At 53.0% G+C, this 22,162-nt stretch carries 22 protein-coding genes and 1 pseudogene; 9 read left to right on the top strand and 14 right to left on the bottom strand.

The features are described from left to right. Position 1: 1 nt before the first annotated feature. The 7 genes and pseudogenes from hscA to trmJ form a co-directional block, all read right to left on the bottom strand. Positions 2-1,851: pseudogene (gene hscA, locus FFT88_RS07320) on the bottom strand (Fe-S protein assembly chaperone HscA). A 16-nt stretch (positions 1,852-1,867) separates the two neighbouring features. Next, positions 1,868-2,383 carry a co-chaperone HscB gene (gene hscB / locus FFT88_RS07315; RefSeq protein WP_000384413.1) on the bottom strand — a complete coding sequence of 172 codons (516 nt, stop codon included), beginning with the start codon at positions 2,381-2,383 and terminating at the stop codon, positions 1,868-1,870. 95 nt (positions 2,384-2,478) lie between these two features. After that, positions 2,479-2,802: an iron-sulfur cluster assembly protein IscA gene (iscA, locus tag FFT88_RS07310; RefSeq protein ID WP_000028953.1), complete on the bottom strand. Its 324-nt coding sequence runs from the start codon at positions 2,800-2,802 to the stop codon at positions 2,479-2,481. Positions 2,803-2,818: 16 nt separating this feature from the next. Continuing rightward, positions 2,819-3,205 carry a Fe-S cluster assembly scaffold IscU gene (gene iscU / locus FFT88_RS07305; protein ID WP_000331707.1) on the bottom strand — a complete coding sequence of 129 codons (387 nt, stop codon included), beginning with the start codon at positions 3,203-3,205 and terminating at the stop codon, positions 2,819-2,821. Between the two features lie 27 nt (positions 3,206-3,232). Beyond that, positions 3,233-4,447: a cysteine desulfurase gene (gene iscS / locus FFT88_RS07300; protein ID WP_001295373.1), complete on the bottom strand. Its 1,215-nt coding sequence runs from the start codon at positions 4,445-4,447 to the stop codon at positions 3,233-3,235. 115 nt (positions 4,448-4,562) lie between these two features. Next, the gene (gene iscR / locus FFT88_RS07295) at positions 4,563-5,051 is read right to left on the bottom strand and encodes a Fe-S cluster assembly transcriptional regulator IscR (protein ID WP_001241354.1); all 489 of its coding nucleotides are present in this window, start codon (positions 5,049-5,051) and stop codon (positions 4,563-4,565) included. A gap of 268 nt (positions 5,052-5,319) precedes the next feature. Continuing rightward, positions 5,320-6,060, bottom strand: a complete 741-nt coding sequence (gene trmJ / locus FFT88_RS07290) for a tRNA (cytosine(32)/uridine(32)-2'-O)-methyltransferase TrmJ (protein WP_000940019.1) — start codon at positions 6,058-6,060, stop codon at positions 5,320-5,322. A gap of 118 nt (positions 6,061-6,178) precedes the next feature. Here trmJ and suhB point away from each other — a divergent pair, with 118 nt between their 5' ends. From suhB to csiE, 3 genes are all read left to right on the top strand, one after another. Next, positions 6,179-6,982 carry an inositol-1-monophosphatase gene (suhB, locus tag FFT88_RS07285; RefSeq protein WP_000553451.1) on the top strand — a complete coding sequence of 268 codons (804 nt, stop codon included), beginning with the start codon at positions 6,179-6,181 and terminating at the stop codon, positions 6,980-6,982. Between the two features lie 144 nt (positions 6,983-7,126). Continuing rightward, entirely contained in the window at positions 7,127-7,981 is an 855-nt protein-coding gene (locus FFT88_RS07280) for an alpha/beta hydrolase (RefSeq protein WP_135404522.1), read from the top strand. Between the two features lie 190 nt (positions 7,982-8,171). Next, positions 8,172-9,452, top strand: a complete 1,281-nt coding sequence (csiE, locus tag FFT88_RS07275) for a stationary phase inducible protein CsiE (RefSeq protein ID WP_130214629.1) — start codon at positions 8,172-8,174, stop codon at positions 9,450-9,452. Here the strand turns inward: csiE and FFT88_RS07270 are convergent. Then, complete coding sequence (locus tag FFT88_RS07270; protein WP_135404521.1) at positions 9,444-10,583, bottom strand: 3-phenylpropionate MFS transporter; 1,140 nt, start codon at positions 10,581-10,583, stop codon at positions 9,444-9,446. The genes csiE and FFT88_RS07270 overlap by 9 nt on opposite strands. 159 nt (positions 10,584-10,742) lie before the next feature. Then, entirely contained in the window at positions 10,743-11,633 is an 891-nt protein-coding gene (gene hcaR / locus FFT88_RS07265; RefSeq protein ID WP_130214633.1) for a DNA-binding transcriptional regulator HcaR, read from the bottom strand. A gap of 135 nt (positions 11,634-11,768) precedes the next feature. On the opposite strand from hcaR, the gene hcaE reads away from it, so the two are divergent. From hcaE to FFT88_RS07235, 6 genes are all read left to right on the top strand, one after another. Continuing rightward, the gene (gene hcaE / locus FFT88_RS07260) at positions 11,769-13,130 is read left to right on the top strand and encodes a 3-phenylpropionate/cinnamic acid dioxygenase subunit alpha (protein WP_112027606.1); all 1,362 of its coding nucleotides are present in this window, start codon (positions 11,769-11,771) and stop codon (positions 13,128-13,130) included. Next, a complete protein-coding gene (hcaF, locus tag FFT88_RS07255; RefSeq protein WP_130222044.1) occupies positions 13,127-13,645 on the top strand; it encodes a 3-phenylpropionate/cinnamic acid dioxygenase subunit beta in 519 nt (172 codons plus the stop codon). Before hcaE ends, hcaF begins: the two co-directional genes overlap by 4 nt. Further along, a complete protein-coding gene (locus tag FFT88_RS07250) occupies positions 13,645-13,965 on the top strand; it encodes a bifunctional 3-phenylpropionate/cinnamic acid dioxygenase ferredoxin subunit (protein ID WP_130214639.1) in 321 nt (106 codons plus the stop codon). The genes hcaF and FFT88_RS07250 overlap by 1 nt, the downstream gene beginning before the upstream one ends. Beyond that, on the top strand, positions 13,962-14,774 hold the full coding sequence (gene hcaB / locus FFT88_RS07245; RefSeq protein WP_135404520.1) for a 3-phenylpropionate-dihydrodiol/cinnamic acid-dihydrodiol dehydrogenase: 813 nt from the start codon (positions 13,962-13,964) through the stop codon (positions 14,772-14,774). Before FFT88_RS07250 ends, hcaB begins: the two co-directional genes overlap by 4 nt. Positions 14,775-14,783: 9 nt before the next feature. Next, positions 14,784-15,986 (top strand): phenylpropionate dioxygenase ferredoxin reductase subunit, encoded by a 1,203-nt coding sequence (gene hcaD, locus FFT88_RS07240; protein WP_135404519.1) that lies wholly within the window; start codon positions 14,784-14,786, stop codon positions 15,984-15,986. Positions 15,987-16,082: 96 nt separating this feature from the next. Then, positions 16,083-16,505: a DoxX family protein gene (locus tag FFT88_RS07235; protein ID WP_001087245.1), complete on the top strand. Its 423-nt coding sequence runs from the start codon at positions 16,083-16,085 to the stop codon at positions 16,503-16,505. 47 nt (positions 16,506-16,552) lie between these two features. Here FFT88_RS07235 and FFT88_RS07230 read toward each other — a convergent pair whose 3' ends face one another. From FFT88_RS07230 to FFT88_RS07210, 5 genes are read right to left on the bottom strand one after another with little or no spacing between them, the layout of a single operon-like run. Then, on the bottom strand, positions 16,553-17,425 hold the full coding sequence (locus tag FFT88_RS07230; protein WP_135404518.1) for an aldose 1-epimerase: 873 nt from the start codon (positions 17,423-17,425) through the stop codon (positions 16,553-16,555). Positions 17,426-17,436: 11 nt separating this feature from the next. After that, complete coding sequence (locus FFT88_RS07225) at positions 17,437-18,531, bottom strand: zinc-binding dehydrogenase (protein WP_000700812.1); 1,095 nt, start codon at positions 18,529-18,531, stop codon at positions 17,437-17,439. Between the two features lie 32 nt (positions 18,532-18,563). Then, positions 18,564-19,562, bottom strand: a complete 999-nt coding sequence (locus FFT88_RS07220) for an ABC transporter permease (RefSeq protein ID WP_001276664.1) — start codon at positions 19,560-19,562, stop codon at positions 18,564-18,566. Between the two features lie 24 nt (positions 19,563-19,586). Further along, a complete protein-coding gene (locus tag FFT88_RS07215; RefSeq protein ID WP_130260412.1) occupies positions 19,587-21,098 on the bottom strand; it encodes a sugar ABC transporter ATP-binding protein in 1,512 nt (503 codons plus the stop codon). A 22-nt stretch (positions 21,099-21,120) separates the two neighbouring features. Further along, a complete protein-coding gene (locus FFT88_RS07210; RefSeq protein ID WP_135404517.1) occupies positions 21,121-22,104 on the bottom strand; it encodes a substrate-binding domain-containing protein in 984 nt (327 codons plus the stop codon). Positions 22,105-22,162 lie beyond the last annotated feature (58 nt).

Genomic DNA, 22,162 nt, shown 5'->3' with positions numbered 1-22,162 from the left:
ATTAAACCTCGTCCACGGAATGGCCTTTCAGCGCACGACGAACCGACTGGTCCATGCGGCGAGCGGCGAAATCCTGGGTTTGTTTGTCTACGTTTTTAATCGCTTGTTCGATGGCGTCAACATCATCGCCCTGCGCCACTTCACTCAGGTGAGCGGCAGCCTCGTCAATGACCTGACGTTCTGCGGCGCTTAACAGCGCGGCATCAGCAGCCAGCGCGCCGTGCAGACTTTCCAGCACACGCGCCGCTTCTACTTTTTGTTCTGCCAGCATACGGGCTTTTACGTCCTGCTCGGCATAGCTCATTGAGTCTTTGATCATCGAGGCGATTTCGCTGTCGGTCAGGCCATAAGAAGGTTTCACCTGAATAGACGCCTCAACGCCGGTGGATTTCTCCATCGCCGTCACGCTCAAAAGACCGTCGGCATCGACCTGGAACGTCACGCGAATATGCGCGCCGCCAGCCGGTAACGCCGGGATACCACGCAGCGCAAAACGCGCCAGCGAGCGGCAGTCCTGCACCAGTTCGCGCTCACCCTGCATTACATGGATAGACATCGCCGTCTGACCATCTTTAAAGGTGGTGAAATCCTGGGCGCGGGCCACCGGAATCGTGGTATTACGCGGAATCACTTTCTCCACCAGGCCGCCCATGGTTTCGAGGCCCAGCGACAGTGGGATCACATCAAGCAGCAGCATTTCGCTGTCCGGCTTGTTACCCACCAGAATATCCGCCTGAATTGCTGCACCAATGGCGACGACTTTATCCGGGTCGATGGAGGTCAGCGGCGGACGACCGAAAAACTCGCCCACCCGTTCACGCACCAGCGGCACGCGAGTAGAACCGCCCACCATCACCACTTCCAGCACTTCATCAGCTTCTACACCCGCGTCTTTCAGCGCGCGACGACAAGCCAGTAAGGTTCGTTTTACCAGTGGCGCGATCAGTTCATTGAATTGTTCACGGCTGATTTCGCCCTGCCAGCCCGCAACGTTAACGGTCACGGAGTCCGCATCGCTCAGCGCGATTTTGGCTGCAATGGCGGCGTCCAGCAGTTCACGCTGAACGCGGTTATCGCTACGATCAGGAATGCCCGCCTGCTCGCGAATGTAATCCGCCAGCAGATGGTCGAAATCATCACCGCCGAGCGCGGAATCACCGCCGGTTGCCAGCACTTCAAACACGCCGCGACTTAAGCGCAGAATGGAAATATCAAACGTCCCGCCACCGAGGTCATAAACGGCGATCACGCCTTCCTGACCGGAATCCAGCCCGTAGGCGATTGCCGCAGCGGTCGGTTCGTTAAGTAAGCGCAGGACGTGAAGGCCCGCCAGACGCGCCGCGTCTTTGGTGCCCTGACGCTGGGCATCGTCAAAGTACGCCGGAACGGTGATAACTACACCATCCAGCTCGCCTGCCAGGCTTCAGTTGCCCGCGCCGCCAGTGCTTTGAGGATGTCCGCCGAAACGCGCACCGGGTTCAGCAGCCCCGCCGCCGTTTCAATCATCGGCAGGCCGTTTTCGCTGGCCTGGAATTGATAAGGCAGATGCGGATAGCGTTGCTGGATATCAGCCAGCGAGCGCCCCATCAGGCGTTTAACAGAACTAATGGTGTTGGCGGTGTCAAGCGCTGCGTTAGTACGCGCGTCATAACCCACCGAATGCCCTTGCTGTTGATAGTGAACAACAGACGGCAGCAGGTGGCGGCCTTCATGGTCGGCTAACGTTTCGGCCTGACCGCTGCGCACTGTCGCCACCAGCGAGTTGGTTGTGCCCAGGTCAATACCGGCCGCCAGACGACGCTGATGCGGCGCAGCACTCAAACCAGGTTCACTAATTTGTAATAAGGCCATGTTTAGCTTCCAGAAATTAAAAATCGAGCAGTTTTTCTTCGAGTTGTTCGGCACTGCTTCGCAGTTTATCGAGAAAACGCAGCTTACGCACGGTATCCGCCGCCGCGTCCCACGTCTCGTTGTCTAACTGTTCAACCATCAACTGATGGCGGGTATCAAACATCTTTTTCACACGTTTGATAAAGCTTTCCAGCCGCGCTTCATCTTTCGCCTGTTCGATCTCGTCCAGTTCTTCGCGCAGCTCCAGCTGTTCCATCAGGAATGCGGTGTCGCGCACAGTATGCTGCTCGCTGGCGAGATCAAAACCGTGCAAAGAAAGCAAATATTCCGCGCGCATTAACGGATGACGCAGCGTTTGCCAGGCCTGGTTAATGGTTGCAGATTGCTGTACGGCGGCGAGTTGTTCCGCCTGGCTTCCGCTGGCGAATTTATCAGGATGATACTGACGTTGTAGATCCTGAAAACGCAGGCTCAGTGCCTGGGTATCGAGTTGATAACGGGCAGGCAAGCCAAAGAGGGTGAAGTAATCCATAACATTCTCAGGGCTGCGATCCGCCGCGATAACGGCGAATCAGGTAAAACAAACCCCACGCGCAGGCGACCACGGTGGGGTTATCGGTATGCGCATCAAACGTGGAAGCTTTCGCCGCAACCACACTCATCTTTGACGTTCGGGTTGGTGAATTTAAACCCTTCGTTCAGGCCTTCTTTTACGAAGTCCAGTTGCGTACCGTCCAGAAATTGCAGGCTTTTGCCATCGACCACGACTTTCACGCCTTTGTCTTCAAACACGATGTCTTCCGGCGTCGGTTCGTCAACAAATTCCAGTACATAAGCCATACCTGAACATCCGGAGGTTCTCACGCCCAGACGCAGGCCAAACCCTTTGCCGCGGTTAGCCAGAAAGGTATTTACTCGCGCTGCTGCACTGTCGCTCAGTGTAATCGACATAACCAAACCTCAACTCTTATTTTGCTTCACGTTTGCTTTTATAGTCCGCAATGGCGGCTTTGATCGCGTCTTCTGCCAGAATAGAACAGTGAATTTTCACCGGCGGCAGTTCAAGTTCTTCAGCAATATCGGTGTTTTTGATCGCCTGCGCTTCGTCGAGAGACTTCCCTTTCACCCATTCGGTGACCAGGGAGCTGGAAGCGATAGCGGAACCGCAGCCGTAAGTTTTAAAACGCGCGTCTTCAATGATACCTTCATCGTTGACTTTAATCTGCAACTTCATCACGTCACCACAGGCCGGTGCACCCACCATGCCGCTGCCCACGTTCTCGTCGTTGTTGTCAAAGGAACCCACGTTACGCGGATTCTCGTAATGGTCGATAACTTTTTCGCTGTAAGCCATTATAAATTCTCCTGATTCCGATACCGATTAATGATGAGCCCATTCGATGCTGTTCAGATCCACGCCCTGCTTGTACATTTCCCACAGCGGAGAAAGGTCACGCAGACGACCGATGGATTTACGAACTAACTCGATGGTGTAGTCGATCTCTTCTTCAGTAGTAAAACGACCTAAAGAGAAACGGATAGAGCTATGTGCCAGCTCGTCGTTCAGCCCCAGCGCGCGCAGCACGTAGGACGGTTCGAGGCTTGCTGACGTACAGGCGGAACCTGAAGAAACTGCGAGGTCTTTCAGCGCCATAATCAGCGACTCACCTTCAACGTAGTTGAAGCTGACGTTGAGAATGTTCGGCGCACCGTGTTCCAGGTCACCGTTCAGGTAAACTTCTTCGATATCTTTGATGCCGTTCCACAGACGGTTACGCAGGCCGCGCAGACGTTCCATCTCGGTCGCCATCTCTTCTTTTGCGATGCGATAGGCTTCGCCCATACCGACGATCTGGTGAACAGGCAGAGTGCCGGAACGCATACCGCGCTCGTGACCGCCGCCGTGCATTTGCGCTTCGATGCGTACGCGCGGTTTACGACGCACATACAGCGCACCGATACCTTTCGGGCCATAAATTTTGTGGCCGGAGAAAGACATCAGGTCAACTTTCAACTGGCTCAGGTCGATAGGCAGTTTGCCCACGCTCTGGGTTGCATCAACGTGATAGATAATGCCACGAGCACGGCACATTTCGCCGATAGCCGCGATATCCTGCACCACGCCGATTTCGTTATTCACGTGCATGATAGAAACGAGGATGGTGTCGTCACGCATCGCCGCTTCGAGTTCTTTCAGGTCGATAATACCGTTACGCTGCGGTGCCAGGTAGGTGACTTCGAAACCTTCGCGCTCCAGCTGACGGCAGGTATCCAGTACCGCTTTGTGTTCGGTTTTGCTGGTGATGATGTGCTTGCCTTTTTTCTGATAAAAGTTGGCTGCACCTTTGATCGCCAGGTTGTCAGATTCGGTTGCACCAGAGGTAAAGACGATTTCACGCGGGTCAGCGCCGACCAGATCGGCAATCTGATTACGGGCGATATCTACCGCTTCTTCAGCCTGCCAGCCGAAACGGTGAGAACGGGAGGCCGGGTTACCAAAGGTTCCGTCCATCGTCATAAACTGCATCATTTTCTCGGCAACACGCGGGTCCACCGGCGTGGTTGCGGAGTAGTCGAGATAAATCGGTAATTTCATTGCTCTATAAACTCCGTACATCACTCAATGCAAGGAACCAGGCTACCGGCTGGATGTACGACCGTGTTTACGGAGCGCGATACGCCCCGGCCTGATTCTGAATACTTTTTATCTTTTATGCGCGCAACTTAACATCAATTGCATCGTTACGATTGCTGCGTGGCGCGTCGTGAGTATGCTGACGACCAGACACATCCAGCACTTCCTGGTTATTAACCAGTTCGCCTAAAGTAATGTTGTTGAGAAAACCGGTGAGACGGTCGCTCAAATCACGCCACAGCGCGTGGGTCAGGCATTTATCCCCGCCCTGACAGCCGCCTTTACCCTGACAACGGGTGGCATCTACAGATTCGTCAACGGCGCTAATCACTTCGCCAACGGCGATGCTGCTGGCGTCTTTGCCTAACAGATAACCACCGCCTGGTCCACGTACGCTGGAAACCAGACCATTTTTACGCAGACGGGAAAACAGTTGTTCCAGATAAGAAAGGGAAATTCCCTGTCGTTCGGAAATATCAGCCAACGGTACCGGGCCTGCTTCGGAGTTGAGCGCAACGTCAAGCATTGCGGTCACGGCATAGCGCCCTTTAGATGTCAGTCTCATGTCTTACTTCACCTCAAACTCGCCCCTGCCCGGGGTTTTTATTGTAAAAGTGGGGGTATTGCATAGCAGGGTCAAGTCTGACATTCCCGAGTAATTTGGTCAACTATTTACTTGACTGATTTAGTCAGGTATTTAACCTTCAGTGCCATTTTTTATCGTGCCGTTTGTACCTGTTGTCGGATGCGGCGTGAACGCCTTATCCGAACTGGGATTGCGTGCACTTCCAGGCCTGATAAGACGCGTTAAGCGTCGCATCAGGCAACCACTGTTATTCGGCCTTATTACCTTTATTTTGCTGTTCAATAGAAGCCAGAATCCCGCGCAGGATATTCAACTCCTGGCTTTCCGGGCGCGCACGGGTAAACAGACGACGCAGTTTATTCATCACCTGCCCCGGATGGTTTTCACGGATAAAACCGGTTGCCAGCAACGTTTGTTCGAGATGGCCATAAAAACGCTCCAGATCATCGACCAGCGGATACGGCGTCTCTTCATGCTCAACCTGCTCGCCATTTTCCTGCGTTGCCAGCCAGGCCATGCGCACTTCATAGGCAATAACCTGAACCGCCATCGCCAGGTTCAGCGAGCTGTATTCCGGGTTAGCGGCAATCGCGACATGATAATGGCACTTCTGCAACTCTTCATTGGTCAAGCCGACGCGCTCGCGACCAAAAACCAGCGCCACCGGCGTATTTGCCGCTTCAGCGACGCTTTTCAGACCGCATTCGCGCGGGTCGAGCATCGGCCACGGCAACGTGCGGGAGCGTGCGCTGGTGCCCACCACCAGGCTACAACCGGCTAACGCTTCGTCGAGCGTATCGACAATGTGAGCATTACCAATCACATCGCTGGCACCTGCCGCCAGGGCAATCGCCTGGGAGTCAGGTTTCACCAGTGGATTAACCAGCCACAGATTGGTTAATCCCATTGTTTTCATGGCACGGGCAACAGAACCCATATTGCCGGTGTGTGACGTCTCCACCAGCACAATTCGAATATTTTGCAGCATTGTCTTTCTTCGTCTAAAGATTATTCGCGTATCTTATCATAAAACGAAGACAGATGCCGATCTCGCTGCTATACTCTGCGCCGTTTTCCCGTTCTTTAACATCCAGTGAGAGAGACCGATGCATCCGATGCTGAACATCGCCGTGCGCGCAGCGCGCAAGGCGGGTAATTTAATTGCCAAAAACTATGAAACCCCGGACGCTGTAGAAGCGAGCCAGAAAGGCAGTAACGATTTCGTGACCAACGTAGATAAAGCTGCCGAAGCGGTGATTATCGACACGATTCGTAAATCTTACCCACAGCACACCATCATCACCGAAGAAAGCGGTGAACTTGAAGGTACTGATCAGGATGTTCAATGGGTTATCGATCCACTGGATGGCACTACCAACTTTATCAAACGTCTGCCGCACTTCGCGGTATCTATCGCCGTTCGTATCAAAGGCCGCACTGAAGTTGCTGTGGTTTACGATCCTATGCGTAACGAACTGTTCACCGCCACTCGCGGTCAGGGCGCACAGCTGAACGGCTACCGTCTGCGCGGCAGCACCGCTCGCGATCTCGACGGTACTATTCTGGCGACCGGCTTCCCGTTCAAAGCAAAACAGTACGCCACCACCTACATCAACATCGTCGGCAAACTGTTCAACGAATGTGCAGACTTCCGTCGTACCGGTTCTGCGGCGCTGGATCTGGCTTACGTTGCTGCGGGCCGTGTTGACGGTTTCTTTGAAATCGGTCTGCGCCCGTGGGATTTCGCGGCAGGCGAGCTGCTGGTTCGTGAAGCGGGCGGCATCGTCAGCGACTTCACCGGTGGTCATAACTATATGCTGACCGGTAACATCGTTGCTGGTAACCCGCGCGTTGTTAAAGCCATGCTGGCGAACATGCGTGATGAGTTAAGCGACGCTCTGAAGCGTTAATGACTCTGGCGGGTGATATCACTCACCCGCCCTCGCCTTTCAGGCGCTATTCCGAAATACTTCCTCACCGCTTTACTTTCTTTCGTCACTCTCCCACCATCTTTCCCCGATTAATGGATGATAAAGAAGTCGCAAGGAAAGGTTATGGCGCTGCCAGTGAACAAACGCGTTCTCAAAATTCTGTTTATTCTCTTTGTTGTTGCCTTCTGCGTTTATCTAGTGCCGCGCGTTGCCATCAACTTCTTCTATTATCCTGACGATAAAATTTACGGTCCCGACCCCTGGTCGGCGGAATCCGTCGAATTTACGGCTAAGGACGGTACTCGTCTGCAAGGCTGGTTTATTCCTTCTTCGACGGGCCCCGCTGACAACGCCATCGCAACCATCATTCATGCTCATGGCAATGCCGGGAATATGTCCGCCCACTGGCCGCTGGTCAGTTGGTTACCAGAACATAATTTCAATGTTTTTATGTTTGATTATCGCGGGTTTGGTAAATCTAAAGGCACGCCATCACAAGCCGGATTACTGGACGATACGCAAAGTGCCATTAATGTGGTACGCCATCGTAGCGATGTAAACCCCAAGCGGCTGGTGCTGTTCGGGCAGAGTATTGGCGGGGCGAATATTCTGGATGTTATTGGTCAGGGTGATCGTGAAGGCATACGTGCGGTGATCCTCGACTCCACATTTGCCTCTTATTCGACCATCGCCAACCAGATGATACCCGGCAGCGGCTACTTACTTGATGAGAGTTACAGCGGCGAAAATTACATCGCCAGCGTCAGTCCTATCCCGCTTTTACTGATTCACGGCAAAGCTGATCATGTCATTCCATGGCAGCATAGCGAGAAATTATTTGCCCTGGCGAAAGAGCCAAAACGCCTGATTTTGATCCCCGATGGCGAACATCTTGATGCCTTTTCCGATCGTCACGGAGACGTTTATCGCGAGCAGATGGTGGACTTTATCCTTAGCGCATTGAATCCACAGAATTAACCTTATGGTCGAAACCAGATAAAACAGCAAGAAATCACCTTATGGGATGGCATTAAACTGCCAAAAAGTGTTTATATCGATAAAAATTCTGTGATGTTTGTCATCATTTCTGATTAATAGCATTCCATTCACCGTATCCCTAAGCAAACTTTAGCTATTCTTATAAATTATGCTTATGGGAGATCTACAGATGATACCTACACTTGCCCCACCATCTGTACTTTCAGCTCCCCAGCGCCGTTGCCAGGTATTGCTGACGCTGTTCCAGCCGGGGTTGAGCGCCACCACGGCAACTTTCAGCGAGATTAATGGTGTGGATGATGAAATGGTGGGTCGCGATATCAGCGAAACAGGACGGGAGATCCAGCGCTATCATCAACTCACCATTACAACTGGATATGACGGGAGCTACCGGATTGAAGGTACAATACTTAACCAACGCTTATGTTTATTTCATTGGCTACGACGCGCTTTTCGCCTTTGTCCGTCATTTATCAGCAGCCATTTTACGCCCGCGTTAAAGGGGGAGCTAAAGCGTCGGGGGATTGCTCGTAATTTTTATGACGACACCAATCTACTGGCGTTAGTTAATCTCTGCTCGCGAAGGCTGCAAAAACGCTTTGACGCGCGTGATGTTCATTTCCTGTGTTTGTATCTGCAATATTGCTTATTGCAACACCATGCCGGAATCTCGCCCCTGTTTAACCCGCTGCAACGTCACTGGTTGGAATCTTGCATTGAATTTCAGGTTGCACAGGAAATTGGCCGCCACTGGCAACGGCGGGCGCGTCAACCTGTCCCCACTGATGAGCCACTATTTATGGCATTGCTTTTTTCCCTGTTGCGGGTTCCCGATCCACTGCGAGACACCCATCAGCATGGCAAACAGTTGCGCCTGTCAATTAACCGTCTGGTACAGCATTTTCGGCAGTTGAGTAACGTCCATTTCTATGATGAACAGGGGTTGTGCTATCAGCTTTATACTCACCTCGCCCAGGCGTTAAACCGCTGTTTGTTTTCTATCGGCATTGATAACACTTTACCGGAAGAGTTCCGTCGACTTTATCCACGGCTCGTCCACACCACCCGCGAAGCGCTGGTCGGGTTTGAAAATGAGTACAACGTCAGTCTTTCCGATGAAGAAAGTTGTCTGGTGGCAGTGATTTTCGGTGCATGGCTGATGCAGGCAAATGAAATTCACGAAAAACAGATTATTTTGCTGACGGGCAATGACAGCGAACGAGAAGCGAATATTGAGCTGCAATTGCGTGAGCTAACGATACTGCCGCTCAATATTAAACACATGTCTGTGAAGACATTTTTGCAGATTGGCGCGCCGCGCAACACCGCGCTTATTATTGCGCCTTATACCATGCCGCTACCGCTTTTTTCACCACCGCTGATTTATACGGATCTGACCCTGACGGCACATCAACAGGAACAGATCCGCAAAATACTTGAATCAGCATGAGGGAACGACTTTCGGGCGCAAAAACATTGCCGGAAACGCCACCAATGCCATCGCCCAGAACACGCCATGCCCCAAATATTGATACAGGAAACCGGCGAAGACGGTCATGATGGCGATACTGCCGCCCATCGCGACGGCAGAATAAACTGCCTGCAAGCGGATAACCTCACTTCCCTGACGAGCGGCAATGTAGCGCATGGCCGCCAGGTGGCACACGGTAAAGGTGCCGCAATGCAAAATTTGCACCATAATCAACCACGGTAGCTCAGTGGTTGCCCCCATAATTCCCCAACGCAATACCCCACATACTGCCGAGATCAGCAACATATCACGGGCGCTACAACGGCGGAAAAGCTTATTACTCAGCGCAAAGATAATGACTTCCGCCACCACGCCCAGCGACCATAAATAGCCCACCGCCGAGGCCGAGTAGCCAGCTGCCTGCCAGTAAATGGCGCTAAAACCGTAATAGGCCGCATGCGCCCCCTGCAATAAACAAACGCAGGCCAGAAAACGCCAGTTCTGGCGGACCAGCGCCAGCCACGCTGGCCACCCCGTGCTCTCCTGCTGACGGCTTGCCCCTTGTGGCTGAATCGTCGGACGGATAAGAAAGCCGAGCAGCATGGATGCCACGCCCAACGTCAACAGCGCGAGGATCACCCGATAATCAAACATAGTGACCAGTTTGCCCGTCAGCGCCGAGCCAATGACAAACGCCACCGAGCCCCAAAGTCGCACTTTGCCGTAATCAAGCGGGAACTGCTTTTGCCACGTATTCGCCAGTGCATCGGTCAACGGTACCAGCGGTGAGAAAAAGAGGTTAAAACCAACCATCACCACCATCAACCACGCCACATGCGCACCCGCCCAGAAGGCGATGGCAAAGAGTAGCGTCAGCAACGCCAGCACACGCAGCGCAGAAATCAGGCGAGAAGGATCGCTGACGCGAGGCGCAATTATCAAACTACCGAGAAAACGGGCAACCAGCCCGGCCCCCAACAACAGGCCGATGGTTTCTGGCGTTAAGCCAATTCCCTTAAGCCAGACGCTCCAGAAAGGTAGAAAAATACCGTAGCTAAAAAAGTATGTGAAATAACCGAGCGCCAACCAGCGCGTGGATTGCAAAACCATGAGTCCCTCCCGTCAGGAGGCGTTAGTCTGGAGTTAATCGAATGTTGGTGCAAGTTGAAAAATAAGAAAATTCGAGTCCGCTTCCCGCCGATTGTCATGCATATCAGGAAATGACAAAAAGATGCGACCTGCGACGTATCTTGCAAAAATAATGCGTAATTATGCCGTTACGCTTGCCAAACGTTCCTGCACAATGGCGATGAAATCACGTAACGCCGGTTTCATCCCCCCTTTCTTCCACGCCATCAGTAAAGCAATGGAAGGCACATTTCCGGCAATTGGCCGAAAAACAACCTGCCCGGTATTAAAATTATTCATATAACCGGGTATCAAAGTGACGCCCAACCCCATCCCCACCAGATTCATGGTCACCAGAATATTAGTTGCCACCTGCACAATATTTGGCTGGCTGTTTTCTTGCGCAAACCAGGTTTTAACAATCGGTGCAAGCGAGCCGGAATACGCCGGATCGGTACTGACGAAATTAACGCCATTAAGCTGCGCGGCGGTAATCTCTTTTTCTTGTGCTAAAGGATGATCAACCGGCAAAACCACCACTAATGGTTCGTCAAAAAGTTCCAGATAATCAATCTCCGGGCTATAAACAGGATGGCGCATTAAGCCGACGTCCAGTTCACCACGGCGAATTTTTTCTTCTTGTTCCGTGGTAATTAAACTCACCAGCTCAATCAAGGTTTCTGGCTGCTTCAGTCGGAACATGGGCAATACTTTTGGCAGTAAATTCACTTCCGCCGATGGCACAAAACCGATAGTCAAATGCTTATCTTCCTGAACAATTTTCCGCGCCCGTTGTTTGGCATTTTCCGCTTGTTCGAGAATCGCCTGCGCGTCCTGGAGAAAACATTCTCCCGCCGCCGTCAACGCGACTTTGCGCTTATCCCTCACCAGTAACGGAACACCGACACAGTTTTCGAGATCGCGGATCTGGCTGCTTAACGAAGGTTGTGATGTATGCAGTTTTTCCGCCGCACGAGTGAAGTTCAGCGCCTGAGCTACTGCGACGAAATAGCGTAAATGCCGTAGTTCCATCACCTTCCCCTTGTTATCGAAAAAACGTCTCAGTTGGTAGAAATTAACTATTTCACACATTAGCAACCAACCTGCAACATCCTTATGACACAAAAATAGAAGGTCAATACATCTTATCTTTCAGGATTAAAAAATATGACCACACCCTCAGATTTGAACATTTACCAACTGATTGACACCCAAAATGGTCGGGTCACTCCGCGTATTTATACCGACCCGGACATTTACCAACTGGAGCTTGAGCGCATTTTCGGTCGTTGCTGGCTATTTCTCGCCCACGAAAGCCAGATCCCAAAACCTGGTGATTTCTTTAACACCTACATGGGGGAAGATGCGGTTGTCGTGGTGCGCCAGAAAGACGGCAGTATTAAGGCGTTTCTCAACCAGTGCCGCCACCGGGCCATGCGCGTGAGCTATGCCGATTGCGGCAATACTCGCGCCTTCACCTGCCCATATCACGGCTGGTCTTACGGCATTAACGGCGAATTGATCGACGTACCGCTGGAACCTCGCGCCTACCCGCAAGGTCTGTGTAAATCCCACTGGGGATTAAACGAAGTTCCCTGCGTAGAAAGTTATAAAGGGTTGATTTTTGGCAACTGGGACACCACTGCACCGGGCCTGCGTGATTACCTTGGTGACATTGCCTGGTATCTGGATGGCATGCTGGATCGTCGCGAAGGCGGCACCGAAATTGTCGGCGGTGTACAGAAATGGGTGATCAACTGCAACTGGAAATTCCCGGCGGAGCAATTCGCCAGCGACCAATATCACGCTCTGTTCAGCCACGCTTCTGCCGTTCAGGTATTAGGAGCAAAAGATGATGGCAGTGATAAACGCCTCGGCGATGGACAAACCGCTCGCCCGGTATGGGAAACCGCCAAAGATGCGCTGCAATTTGGTCAGGACGGTCACGGCAGCGGTTTCTTCTTTACTGAAAAACCGGATGCTAATGTCTGGGTTGATGGCGCAGTTTCCAGCTATTACCGCGAAACCTACGCCGAGGCAGAACAACGTTTAGGTGAAGTCCGCGCCCTGCGCCTGGCAGGTCATAACAACATCTTCCCGACACTTTCCTGGCTCAACGGCACTGCCACGCTCCGCGTCTGGCATCCGCGCGGCCCCGACCAGGTAGAAGTGTGGGCGTTCTGTATCACCGACAAAGCCGCCTCCGATGAAGTTAAAGCCGCTTTTGAAAACAGCGCCACCCGCGCTTTTGGTCCGGCTGGTTTTCTCGAGCAGGATGACTCGGAGAACTGGTGTGAAATCCAGAAATTGCTGAAAGGTCACCGCGCCCGCAACAGCAAACTGTGTCTGGAAATGGGGCTCGGTCAGGAAAAACGTCGCGACGACGGCATTCCAGGCATTACTAACTATATCTTCTCAGAAACGGCCGCACGTGGAATGTACCAACGCTGGGCCGATCTCCTGAGCAGCGAAAGCTGGCAGGAAGTGCTCGATAAAACCGCCGCTTACCAGCAGGAGGTGATGAAATGAGTGCCTTAGTTTCGCTGGAGTTACATCACCGTATTAGTCAGTTTCTCTTTCACGAAGCTAGCTTACTGGATGACTGGAAATTTCGTGACTGGCTGGCACAGCTCGACGAAGAGATTCGTTACACCATGCGCACCACGGTTAACGCGCAAACACGCGACCGCCGCAAAGGCGTTCAGCCGCCGACAACCTGGATTTTTAATGACACCAAAGACCAGCTGGAGCGGCGAATCGCCCGTCTGGAAACGGGCATGGCCTGGGCGGAAGAACCGCCGTCACGCACCCGCCACTTAATCAGCAACTGCCAGGTAAGCGAAACCGACATACCTAACGTATTTGCCGTGCGGGTGAATTATTTGCTCTACCGGGCTCAAAAAGAGCGCGATGAAACGTTCTATGTTGGAACGCGTTTCGACAAAGTTCGCCGTCTGGAAGACGGGAACTGGCGCTTGCTGGAACGGGATATCGTCCTGGATCAAGCGGTCATCTCCTCCCATAACCTGAGTGTACTGTTCTGATGAATCGAATTTATGCGTGTCCCGTTGCGGATGTGCCGGAGGGTGAGGCTCTCCGGATCGATACCTCGCCCGTCATCGCCCTGTTCAACGTTGGCGGCGAGTTTTATGCCATTAACGATCGTTGCAGCCATGGTAATGCGTCGATGTCAGAAGGGTATCTGGAAGATGACGCAACGGTGGAATGCCCACTGCACGCCGCCAGTTTTTGCCTGAAAACGGGGAAAGCGTTATGCCTGCCCGCCACCGATCCGCTAACCACTTATCCAGTACACGTTGAAGGTGGTGACATCTTCATCGACTTACCGGGGGCGCAGCCATGAGCGATCTGCACAACGAATCCATTTTTATTACCGGCGGCGGCTCGGGATTAGGCCTGGCGCTGGTCGAGCGATTTATCGAGGAAGGCGCGCAGGTTGCCACGCTGGAACTGTCGGCAGCAAAAGTCGCCAGTCTGCGTCAGCGATTTGGTGAACATATTCTGGCGGTGGAAGGCAACGTGACCTGTTATGCCGATTATCAACGCGCGGTCGATCAGATCCTGACTCGTTCCGGTAAGCTGGATTGTTTTATCGGCAATGCGGGCATCTGGGATCACAATGCCTCACTGGTTAATACTCCCGCAGAGACGCTCGAAACCGGCTTCCACGAGCTGTTTAACGTCAACGTTCTCGGTTACCTGCTGGGCGCAAAAGCCTGCGCTCCGGCGTTAATCACCAGTGAAGGCAGCATTGTTTTCACACTGTCAAATGCGGCCTGGTATCCCGGCGGCGGTGGCCCGCTGTACACCGCCAGTAAACATGCCGCAACCGGACTTATTCGCCAACTGGCTTATGAACTGGCACCGAAAGTGCGGGTGAATGGCGTCGGCCCGTGTGGTATGGCCAGCGACCTGCGCGGCCCACAGGCGCTCGGGCAAAGTGAAACCTCGATAATGCAGTCTCTGACGCCGGAGAAAATTGCCGCCATTTTACCGCTGCAATTTTTCCCGCAACCGGCGGATTTTACGGGTCCGTATGTGATGTTTGCATCGCGGCGCAATAATCGCGCATTAAGCGGGGTGATGATCAACGCTGATGCCGGTTTAGCGATTCGCGGCATTCGCCACGTAGCGGCTGGGCTGGATCTTTAAGGAAGCACGATGAAAGAAAAAACGATCATTATTGTCGGTGGCGGGCAAGCGGCGGCAATGTTTGCGGCCTCGCTACGCCAGCAAGGATTCACTGGTGAGCTGCACCTGTTTTCCGATGAGCAACATCTTCCTTATGAACGACCACCGCTCTCGAAAACCATGTTACTGGAGGATTCCCCGCACTTGCAGCCCGTGTTACCCGCTATCTGGTGGCAGGAAAACAACGTTCATCTGCATTCTGGCGTAACCATCAAAACATTGGGCCGCGACACACGGCAGTTAGTGTTAGCCAACGGCGAAAGCTGGCACTGGGATCAGCTTTTTATAGCAACGGGCGCGGCAGCCCGGCCACTGCCGTTACTTGATGCACTGGGAGAACGCTGCTTTACCCTGCGCCATGCCGGTGATGCCGCCAGACTACGGGAAGCACTACAAGCTGAACGGTCAGTAGTGATTGTCGGTGCCGGAACTATTGGTCTGGAACTGGCTGCCAGCGCCACGCAGCGCGGTTGTAAGGTGACAGTGATTGAACTGGCAGCAACCGTCATGGGCCGCAATGCGCCGCCGCCCGTGCAACGCTATCTTTTGCAGCGCCATCAGCAGGCTGGTGTGCGCGTCTTGCTCAACAATGCCATTGAGCATGTGGTCGATGGTGAGAAAGTAGAGCTGACGTTGCAAAGCGGCGAAACGCTTCAGGCCGATGTAGTGATTTACGGTATTGGTATCAGCGCCAACGACCGCCTGGCACGTGAGGCCAACCTTGATACGGTAAATGGTATTGTCATTGACGAGGCTTGCCGCACCAGCGATCCCGCGATCTTTGCCGGTGGCGATGTGGCAATCACTCGTCTTGATAATGGTCTGCTGCACCGCTGCGAAAGCTGGGAAAACGCCAATAACCAGGCGCAAATTGCCGCAGCCGCAATGTTAGGGCTACCGCTTCCGCGACTGCCGCCACCGTGGTTCTGGAGCGATCAGTACAGTGATAACTTACAGTTTATTGGCAATATGCGTGGCGATGACTGGATTTGTCGTGGCAACCCGGAAGCCCAGAAAGCGATTTGGTTTAATCTGCAAAGCGGTGTGCTTATCGGCGCGGTAACGCTGAATCAGGGACGTGAGATTCGCCCAATCCGCAAATGGATCCAGAGCGGTAAAACGTTTGATGCGAAACGGCTGACAGATGAGAACATCGCCCTTAAATCACTGTAACCAGGATAATTAGCGAATATCTCAACGCCTGGGGCGTGGCGAGGTGCAAGAGTGTGTATTACGTTTAAATCACATTATCTTGCAAAGGGATTGGTTATGAACTCACTACGTTATTTTGATTTTGGTGCTGCCCGCCCCGTTTTGTTATTAATTGCCCGTATCGCCGTCATCTTAATTTTCATTATTTTTGGTTTTCCCAAAATGATGGGCTTTGACGGAACGGTACAATATATGGCCTCGCTGGGCGCACCGATGCCGATGCTGGCGGCAGTTATTGCGGTGATTATGGAAGTACCCGCCGCGATATTAATCATACTTGGCTTTTTCACCCGTCCGCTGGCGGTGCTGTTTATTTTCTACACGCTGGGAACGGCGGTGATTGGTCATCATTACTGGGATATGACTGGCGATGCGGTTGGGCCAAATATGATTAACTTCTGGAAGAATATCAGCATTGCTGGCGCATTCCTGCTGCTGGCAATTACCGGGCCGGGGGCAATTTCTCTCGATCGGCGTTAGGAAAGATGCCGGATGCGGCGTGAACGCCTTATCCGGCATTTTATAAATTACAGCCACTCTACCCGAAACGACATCTCAGAGGTTGTTGATTCCCCCGGCGCAAGCGCAATGAGGTCACCCCCTTCCGGGCGATGATGGTCATCCGGCGCATGGCTCATCGGCTCCAGACAGAAGAAATCAAACGCATACCCTTTATCAAACGCGGGATCGGAGACAAAGATGAAATAGCACGGCGCAGGCGGCGTCGTTTCCATGATGACGGCGTAACCCTCCTGCGGCTGCTCGATGCGGGCCTGACCATTCCATCCGGCAAAACCATTGTTCACCCACTGGCGCGGCAATGGCGCGAGCTGGTTAAAATCCAATTCTTGCGGTAGCTGCTCGCAAAACTCACCCGCCAGCCACTGCTCCCGCTCCAGCCAGTAACCATTCGCCTGTGCCTGAATCCGCGTTTGCGGCGACAACGGAAAATAAGGATGCCAGCCGGTACCAAATGGCAGCGTCTCTGCCCCTTGATTGGTGACAGCGAGCGTCACCGTCAGCGTATCCGCCGTTAAATGAAACGCCTGGCTTACCCGATAATGATAAATACCGCTGCGATGTTCATACACCAGACACAAGCTATCATCACTGCGCGAGACACATTGCCACTGCCCCAGCCAGCCATCGCCGTGTAGATAGTGCGTATCCCACTCAACATTCGGTTGCAGTTGATACTCACGCCCCTGCCAGACAAAACGGTTACCGCTCACCCGGTTTGCAAACGGCACCAGCGGAAAACAAGAGGCATCGGTTGCCACACCGCTTTTTTTACCAGGACGTAAGAGCGGCGTCGTATCGCGCCAGAAGCCTTCGATTACGCCGCCCTGGTCAGAAACGTCCAGCTTTAGCGGCCCGTGAGATAAGGTATAGATAGTCATCCGCTAACTCCTTAATCCGGGAAATTAATCACAACTTTCCCGCATTTGCCGCTCGCCATCAGCGCATAGGCATCACCTGCCTGTTCCAGCGTGAAGCGATGGGTAATGGCGTTACGCGGCCACAGTTTCCAGTCAGTCAAATCGTGGGCGCATTTTTCCATATGGAACAAACTGGTCACCCAGGAGCCGATAATCCGCCGTTGATGGTGCATCAGATCGGCGCTAACCTCGAACTCCACTTTTCCGGTTTCTCCGATGTAAACCACCCGTCCCCAGTCAGCAGTGGATTGCAGTGCCAGCAAGCGACCTGCAGCATTACCGGAACAATCGAGCGCAACATCCGCGCCACCGTGGGTAAGTTCGGCGATTATCTGCGGCAGACCTTCGGTGGTCGCTAAATACCCGTGATCCATCACTCCTAACTGTTTTGCCATCGCCAGACGTTCCGGCAGCATATCAACGCCGATGATCCGTTTTGCACCGCGACCTTTCGCCAGCATCATCGCCATCATGCCGACCGGCCCCAGACCGACCACCAGCACGTTATCGCTGCCGGAAACTTCGCCGCGCAAAATCCCTTCATAGGCCGTGCCAACGCCGCAACTGATAAACGCACCATCTTCGTAGCTCAGCGCATCCGGCAGGAGGATCAGATCTTTTTCTTCCGCCAGCAGATATTCGGCATGACCGCCGTCACGCTGCCAGCCGTAAGCCGCTTTTCCTTTGCCAGTACAAGAGATAGGAAAGCCGCGGCGGCAGTTCGGGCAAAAACCACAGCCAGAAATGTGATACACCAGAACGCGATCACCCTCTTTAAAATGGCGACAGCCTTGCCCCATCGCCACAATTTGCCCGCACGGCTCATGACCGTTGATAAAGCCCTGGTATAACGGTTTATCGGGCGCCGCCGCCGTGGCGCGGTGTTGATGGTAGATATAGTGGACATCGCTTCCGCAAATCCCGGAGGATTTCATTTTGATCAGTACCTGGTTAATCCCCGGCGTCGGCACCGCAACTTCCCGCAGATCGACGGTCGAATTTCCTGGTAAATAAGCTGCCAGCATCGTTTTCATAAATCCCTCATTAACAATACGATTAATTTTCATCCCTGCCGCACCCGCGCCAGGGGCGTTAAGGTTTAGCGTTTCGCTTTACTGCTTCGCTGGGTCAGCAAGATATTCGCCAGCACCGCCACCACGATGATGACGCCGCGTACCACCTGCTGGAAAAAGGAGTTAATCCCGAGCAATACCAGACCGTTACCGATTAGCGTAATCACCAGCACACCAAGCAATGTACCGAACAGGGAACCGCGACCGCCGGAAAGTGCCGTACCGCCGACCACGACCGCGGCGATGACATCAAACTCCAGACCGTTTGCCGCACCTGCGTTACCGGAACCGAGGCGCGCCGCCAATAAAATGCCGGTCACCGCCGCTAATAATCCCGAAAGGGTAAAGATAAGAATGCGTACCCGACGAACGTTAATACCGCACAACTGCGCCGCCGTAGCATTACCGCCAACAGCAAAAACCGAGCGCCCGAAAGCGGTTTTACGACTGATGAACACAAAAAGCGCAAACAACACCATCATGATCAGCGCGGATACCGGCACTCCGAGAAATTGTCCACCCAGCCAGTCCAGTACCTCGTTTTCGTCAATCGGCACTGGCAGGGCGTTAGTCATAAACAGCCCCATTCCGCGCAGGGCGCTCCACAGCCCCAGCGTGGCAACGAAACTTGGTACGTTAAACACACCGCGCAGCACTCCGGCCAGCGTTCCCATCAGCGCGCCTAACAGCAACACCAGCAGACAAGCAATCGCCAGCGGAACTTCAAATTGCAGCAAAAATGCCAGGCACACCGAGACAAAAGCCACCATCGGCCCAACGCTGACATCAATTTCACCGGAGATAATAATCAGCGTCATCGCCCAGGCGGCGATCCCGATGGTGGCGGCATCGCGCAGCACGTTCATTTGGTTATTCAATGAGATAAAGCCAGGCGCGTTCAGGGAGAAGACCAGATACAAAATGGCAATCACCACCAGCAAACCGATCTCATTAATATGGCGACTGACAAATTGTTTGAGCGAGACGCTCTTGCCCTGCGGCAATGGTAATGACGAAGCAGACATCTTCAGGTTCCTCGGTAAAATTCATCAGTGCACAGACAGAATGGCGGACATCAGCTCATCCACATTGACTGGAGAGTGAAACTCCTGCGAGAACGTACCGTGCTGTAACAACAGAATGCGGTCGCACACCAGCGGTAACTCCTCCACTTCACTGGAGATAAACACCACGCTTTTTCCTTCGGCAGCCAGCTCGCGGACAATGCGGTAAATCTGCTGTTTGGCTTCGATATCGACGCCGCGCGTTGGCTCGTCGAGCAACAAAATCTGGCTGGCGGCATAGACCCAACGACCGATCACCACTTTTTGCTGATTGCCGCCAGAAAGCGTGCCGATGGGTGTTTCGCTACTGGCAGCCTTGACCGTCATCCGCTGCATCACTTCTTCGGTCAGGCGGCGGATGGTGGACCATTGCAGCACACCGTTGGCGCTGATTTTTTGCCGATTGGTCAGCACTGTATTTTCGTCAACGCCCAGCCAAGGAATGATCCCCGCTTCTTTGCGGTTTTCTGGCGTATAGCCAATGCCGCGTTTCAGCATGTCGCCGTAATCAGGGCGCGTGATTTTCTCGCCGTTGATAACAATTTCGCCCTGTTCATACGCTTCCAGCCCAACTATCGCTTTCAGCAATTCACTGCGCCCTGCCCCCAGCAGGCCAGCAATGCCGAGCACTTCGCCACGACGCAGGGAAAAACTGATCTCTGTAAGTTTTGGTCTGTGGCGTAACGCGCGAACTTCCAGTACGGTCTGGTCCGCAATCTCCTGAGCTGCAACCGGTGCAATATCAACGTGATCGCGCCCGAGCATCAACGACACAATATGGCGAGTTGAGGTGTTTTCGAGCATCACATCGCCCGCCACCTGCCCGTCGCGCATGACGGTGGCACAGGAAGCGATACGGCGGATTTCCTCCATCCTGTGGCTGACGTAAATCACCGCCACGCCCAGTGCCGACATTTTTTTCACGGCGCTGATCACCAGTTCAACTTCCGCACTGGCAAGCGAGCTGGTGGGTTCATCAAGGATGACCACGCGCGGCTCGCCCTTCATCACCCGCGCAATTTCCACCAGTTGCTTTTGCGCCGGGCTTAGCGTTGAAACAAGTTGTTCAGGGCTAACGTCAACGCCCAGCGCCTGTAAGCAACGTTGGGCATCCTGAGCCATTTGCGGGTAATCAATCATGCCGTTGCGGCGAGGCCATTGACCAAGGCAGAGGTTTTCTGCCACCGTCAGCCCTTCCACCAGACTTAATTCCTGATAAACCGCGCGTACCCCCAGTTCAGCGGCACGGCGAGTCAGCGTAGCTTCGTCGCCTTCCAGTCGCGTCTCGCCAATCCAGATATCACCGCTATCCGGACGTTCGCTACCGGTAAGCATTCGAATGAGGGTCGATTTTCCCGCACCGTTTTTGCCTAACAGCGCGCGAACTTCGCCTTTATTGAGCGTGAAGTTAACGTTATCCAGCGCAACGACGCCGGGGTAACGCTTATTTCCTGCCACCACTTTTGCTACCGGGACTGCCTCTGTTGCCGTGAACATAGGGACCTCTGCGAATCAGCTATTAGGGCAGACCATCAACGTGCGTTGCCAGCCACTGTTTACCGTCTTCAGTTTTGGTATAGAGATCGATTGGCACCTGAATCACTTTTTCACCGTCGGCTTGTTTATTGATAATCTTCAATGTTTGCGCGAAAACAGCATTGCCCATTTTCTTACCGGAAATATCCACTACCGCTTTCAGCACCTGGTTGTTTTCCAGCTCCTGAGCAATTTCAGTGGTCATGTCCGAACCGAAAACGGCAATTTTTCCGGCCTGATTTTGATTGCGTACTGCTTTTACCGCACCAAGTGTCGCTCCGCCCGATTCACCCATAATGGCGTTGAGATCTGGCGTGGAGATAATCAGTTTTTCACCGACAGAAATCGCTTTATCTAAAACAGTCCCTTCCTGATTAGCGACAATTTGCGCGCCGGGAACGCGGGCTTTTAATACTTCTTCAAACCCTTTACGTCGTTGCACACAAACTTCAAAGGCTTCGCAATTGATGACGGCAATTTTCGGTTGGTCAATTTTGTTGGCAATAAAATAATCGGCGGCAGCGTTACCCAGTTTTTTACCAAATTCCAGCGGATCGCCCACCAGATACGCCGAGACATATTTATCGACACCCTTTTGATTAATACAGGTGTTGTAGCAAATCACCGGAATACCCGCTTCACTGGCGCGACGAACGGTACGGCTACTACCATTTTCAGACACTGCCGATAAAATAATGGCATCGACATTACGCGCCACGAGGGTATCTACAAAAGTACTTTCTTTCGAAATATCGCCCTGGGCGTTAGTTTCAATTAACTGTACCTGTACTGAAGAATCTTTTGCCGCATCCTGAACACCCTGACGCACTCCAGCGTAATATCCCTGGGTATCAAGGTATATTGCGCCAATGGTCATTTCTTTATCCGCAGCGTTGGCAAATAGCGTGCTACCTAATAGCGTAGCCATTAATAATAGATTACGGGTTGTTCTCATTCTTTTAGGCATAGTGCCTCCTGTAGGGTTTTTATTTACAACGGCTTATTTTAATTATTTGAGCGTGAGC

The sequence above is a fragment of the Escherichia sp. E4930 genome (assembly GCF_005845405.1).
Lineage (GTDB): Bacteria > Pseudomonadota > Gammaproteobacteria > Enterobacterales > Enterobacteriaceae > Escherichia.
Note: the sequence above shows the minus strand (reverse complement) of the source record. Positions and strands in the feature narration are given on the sequence as shown.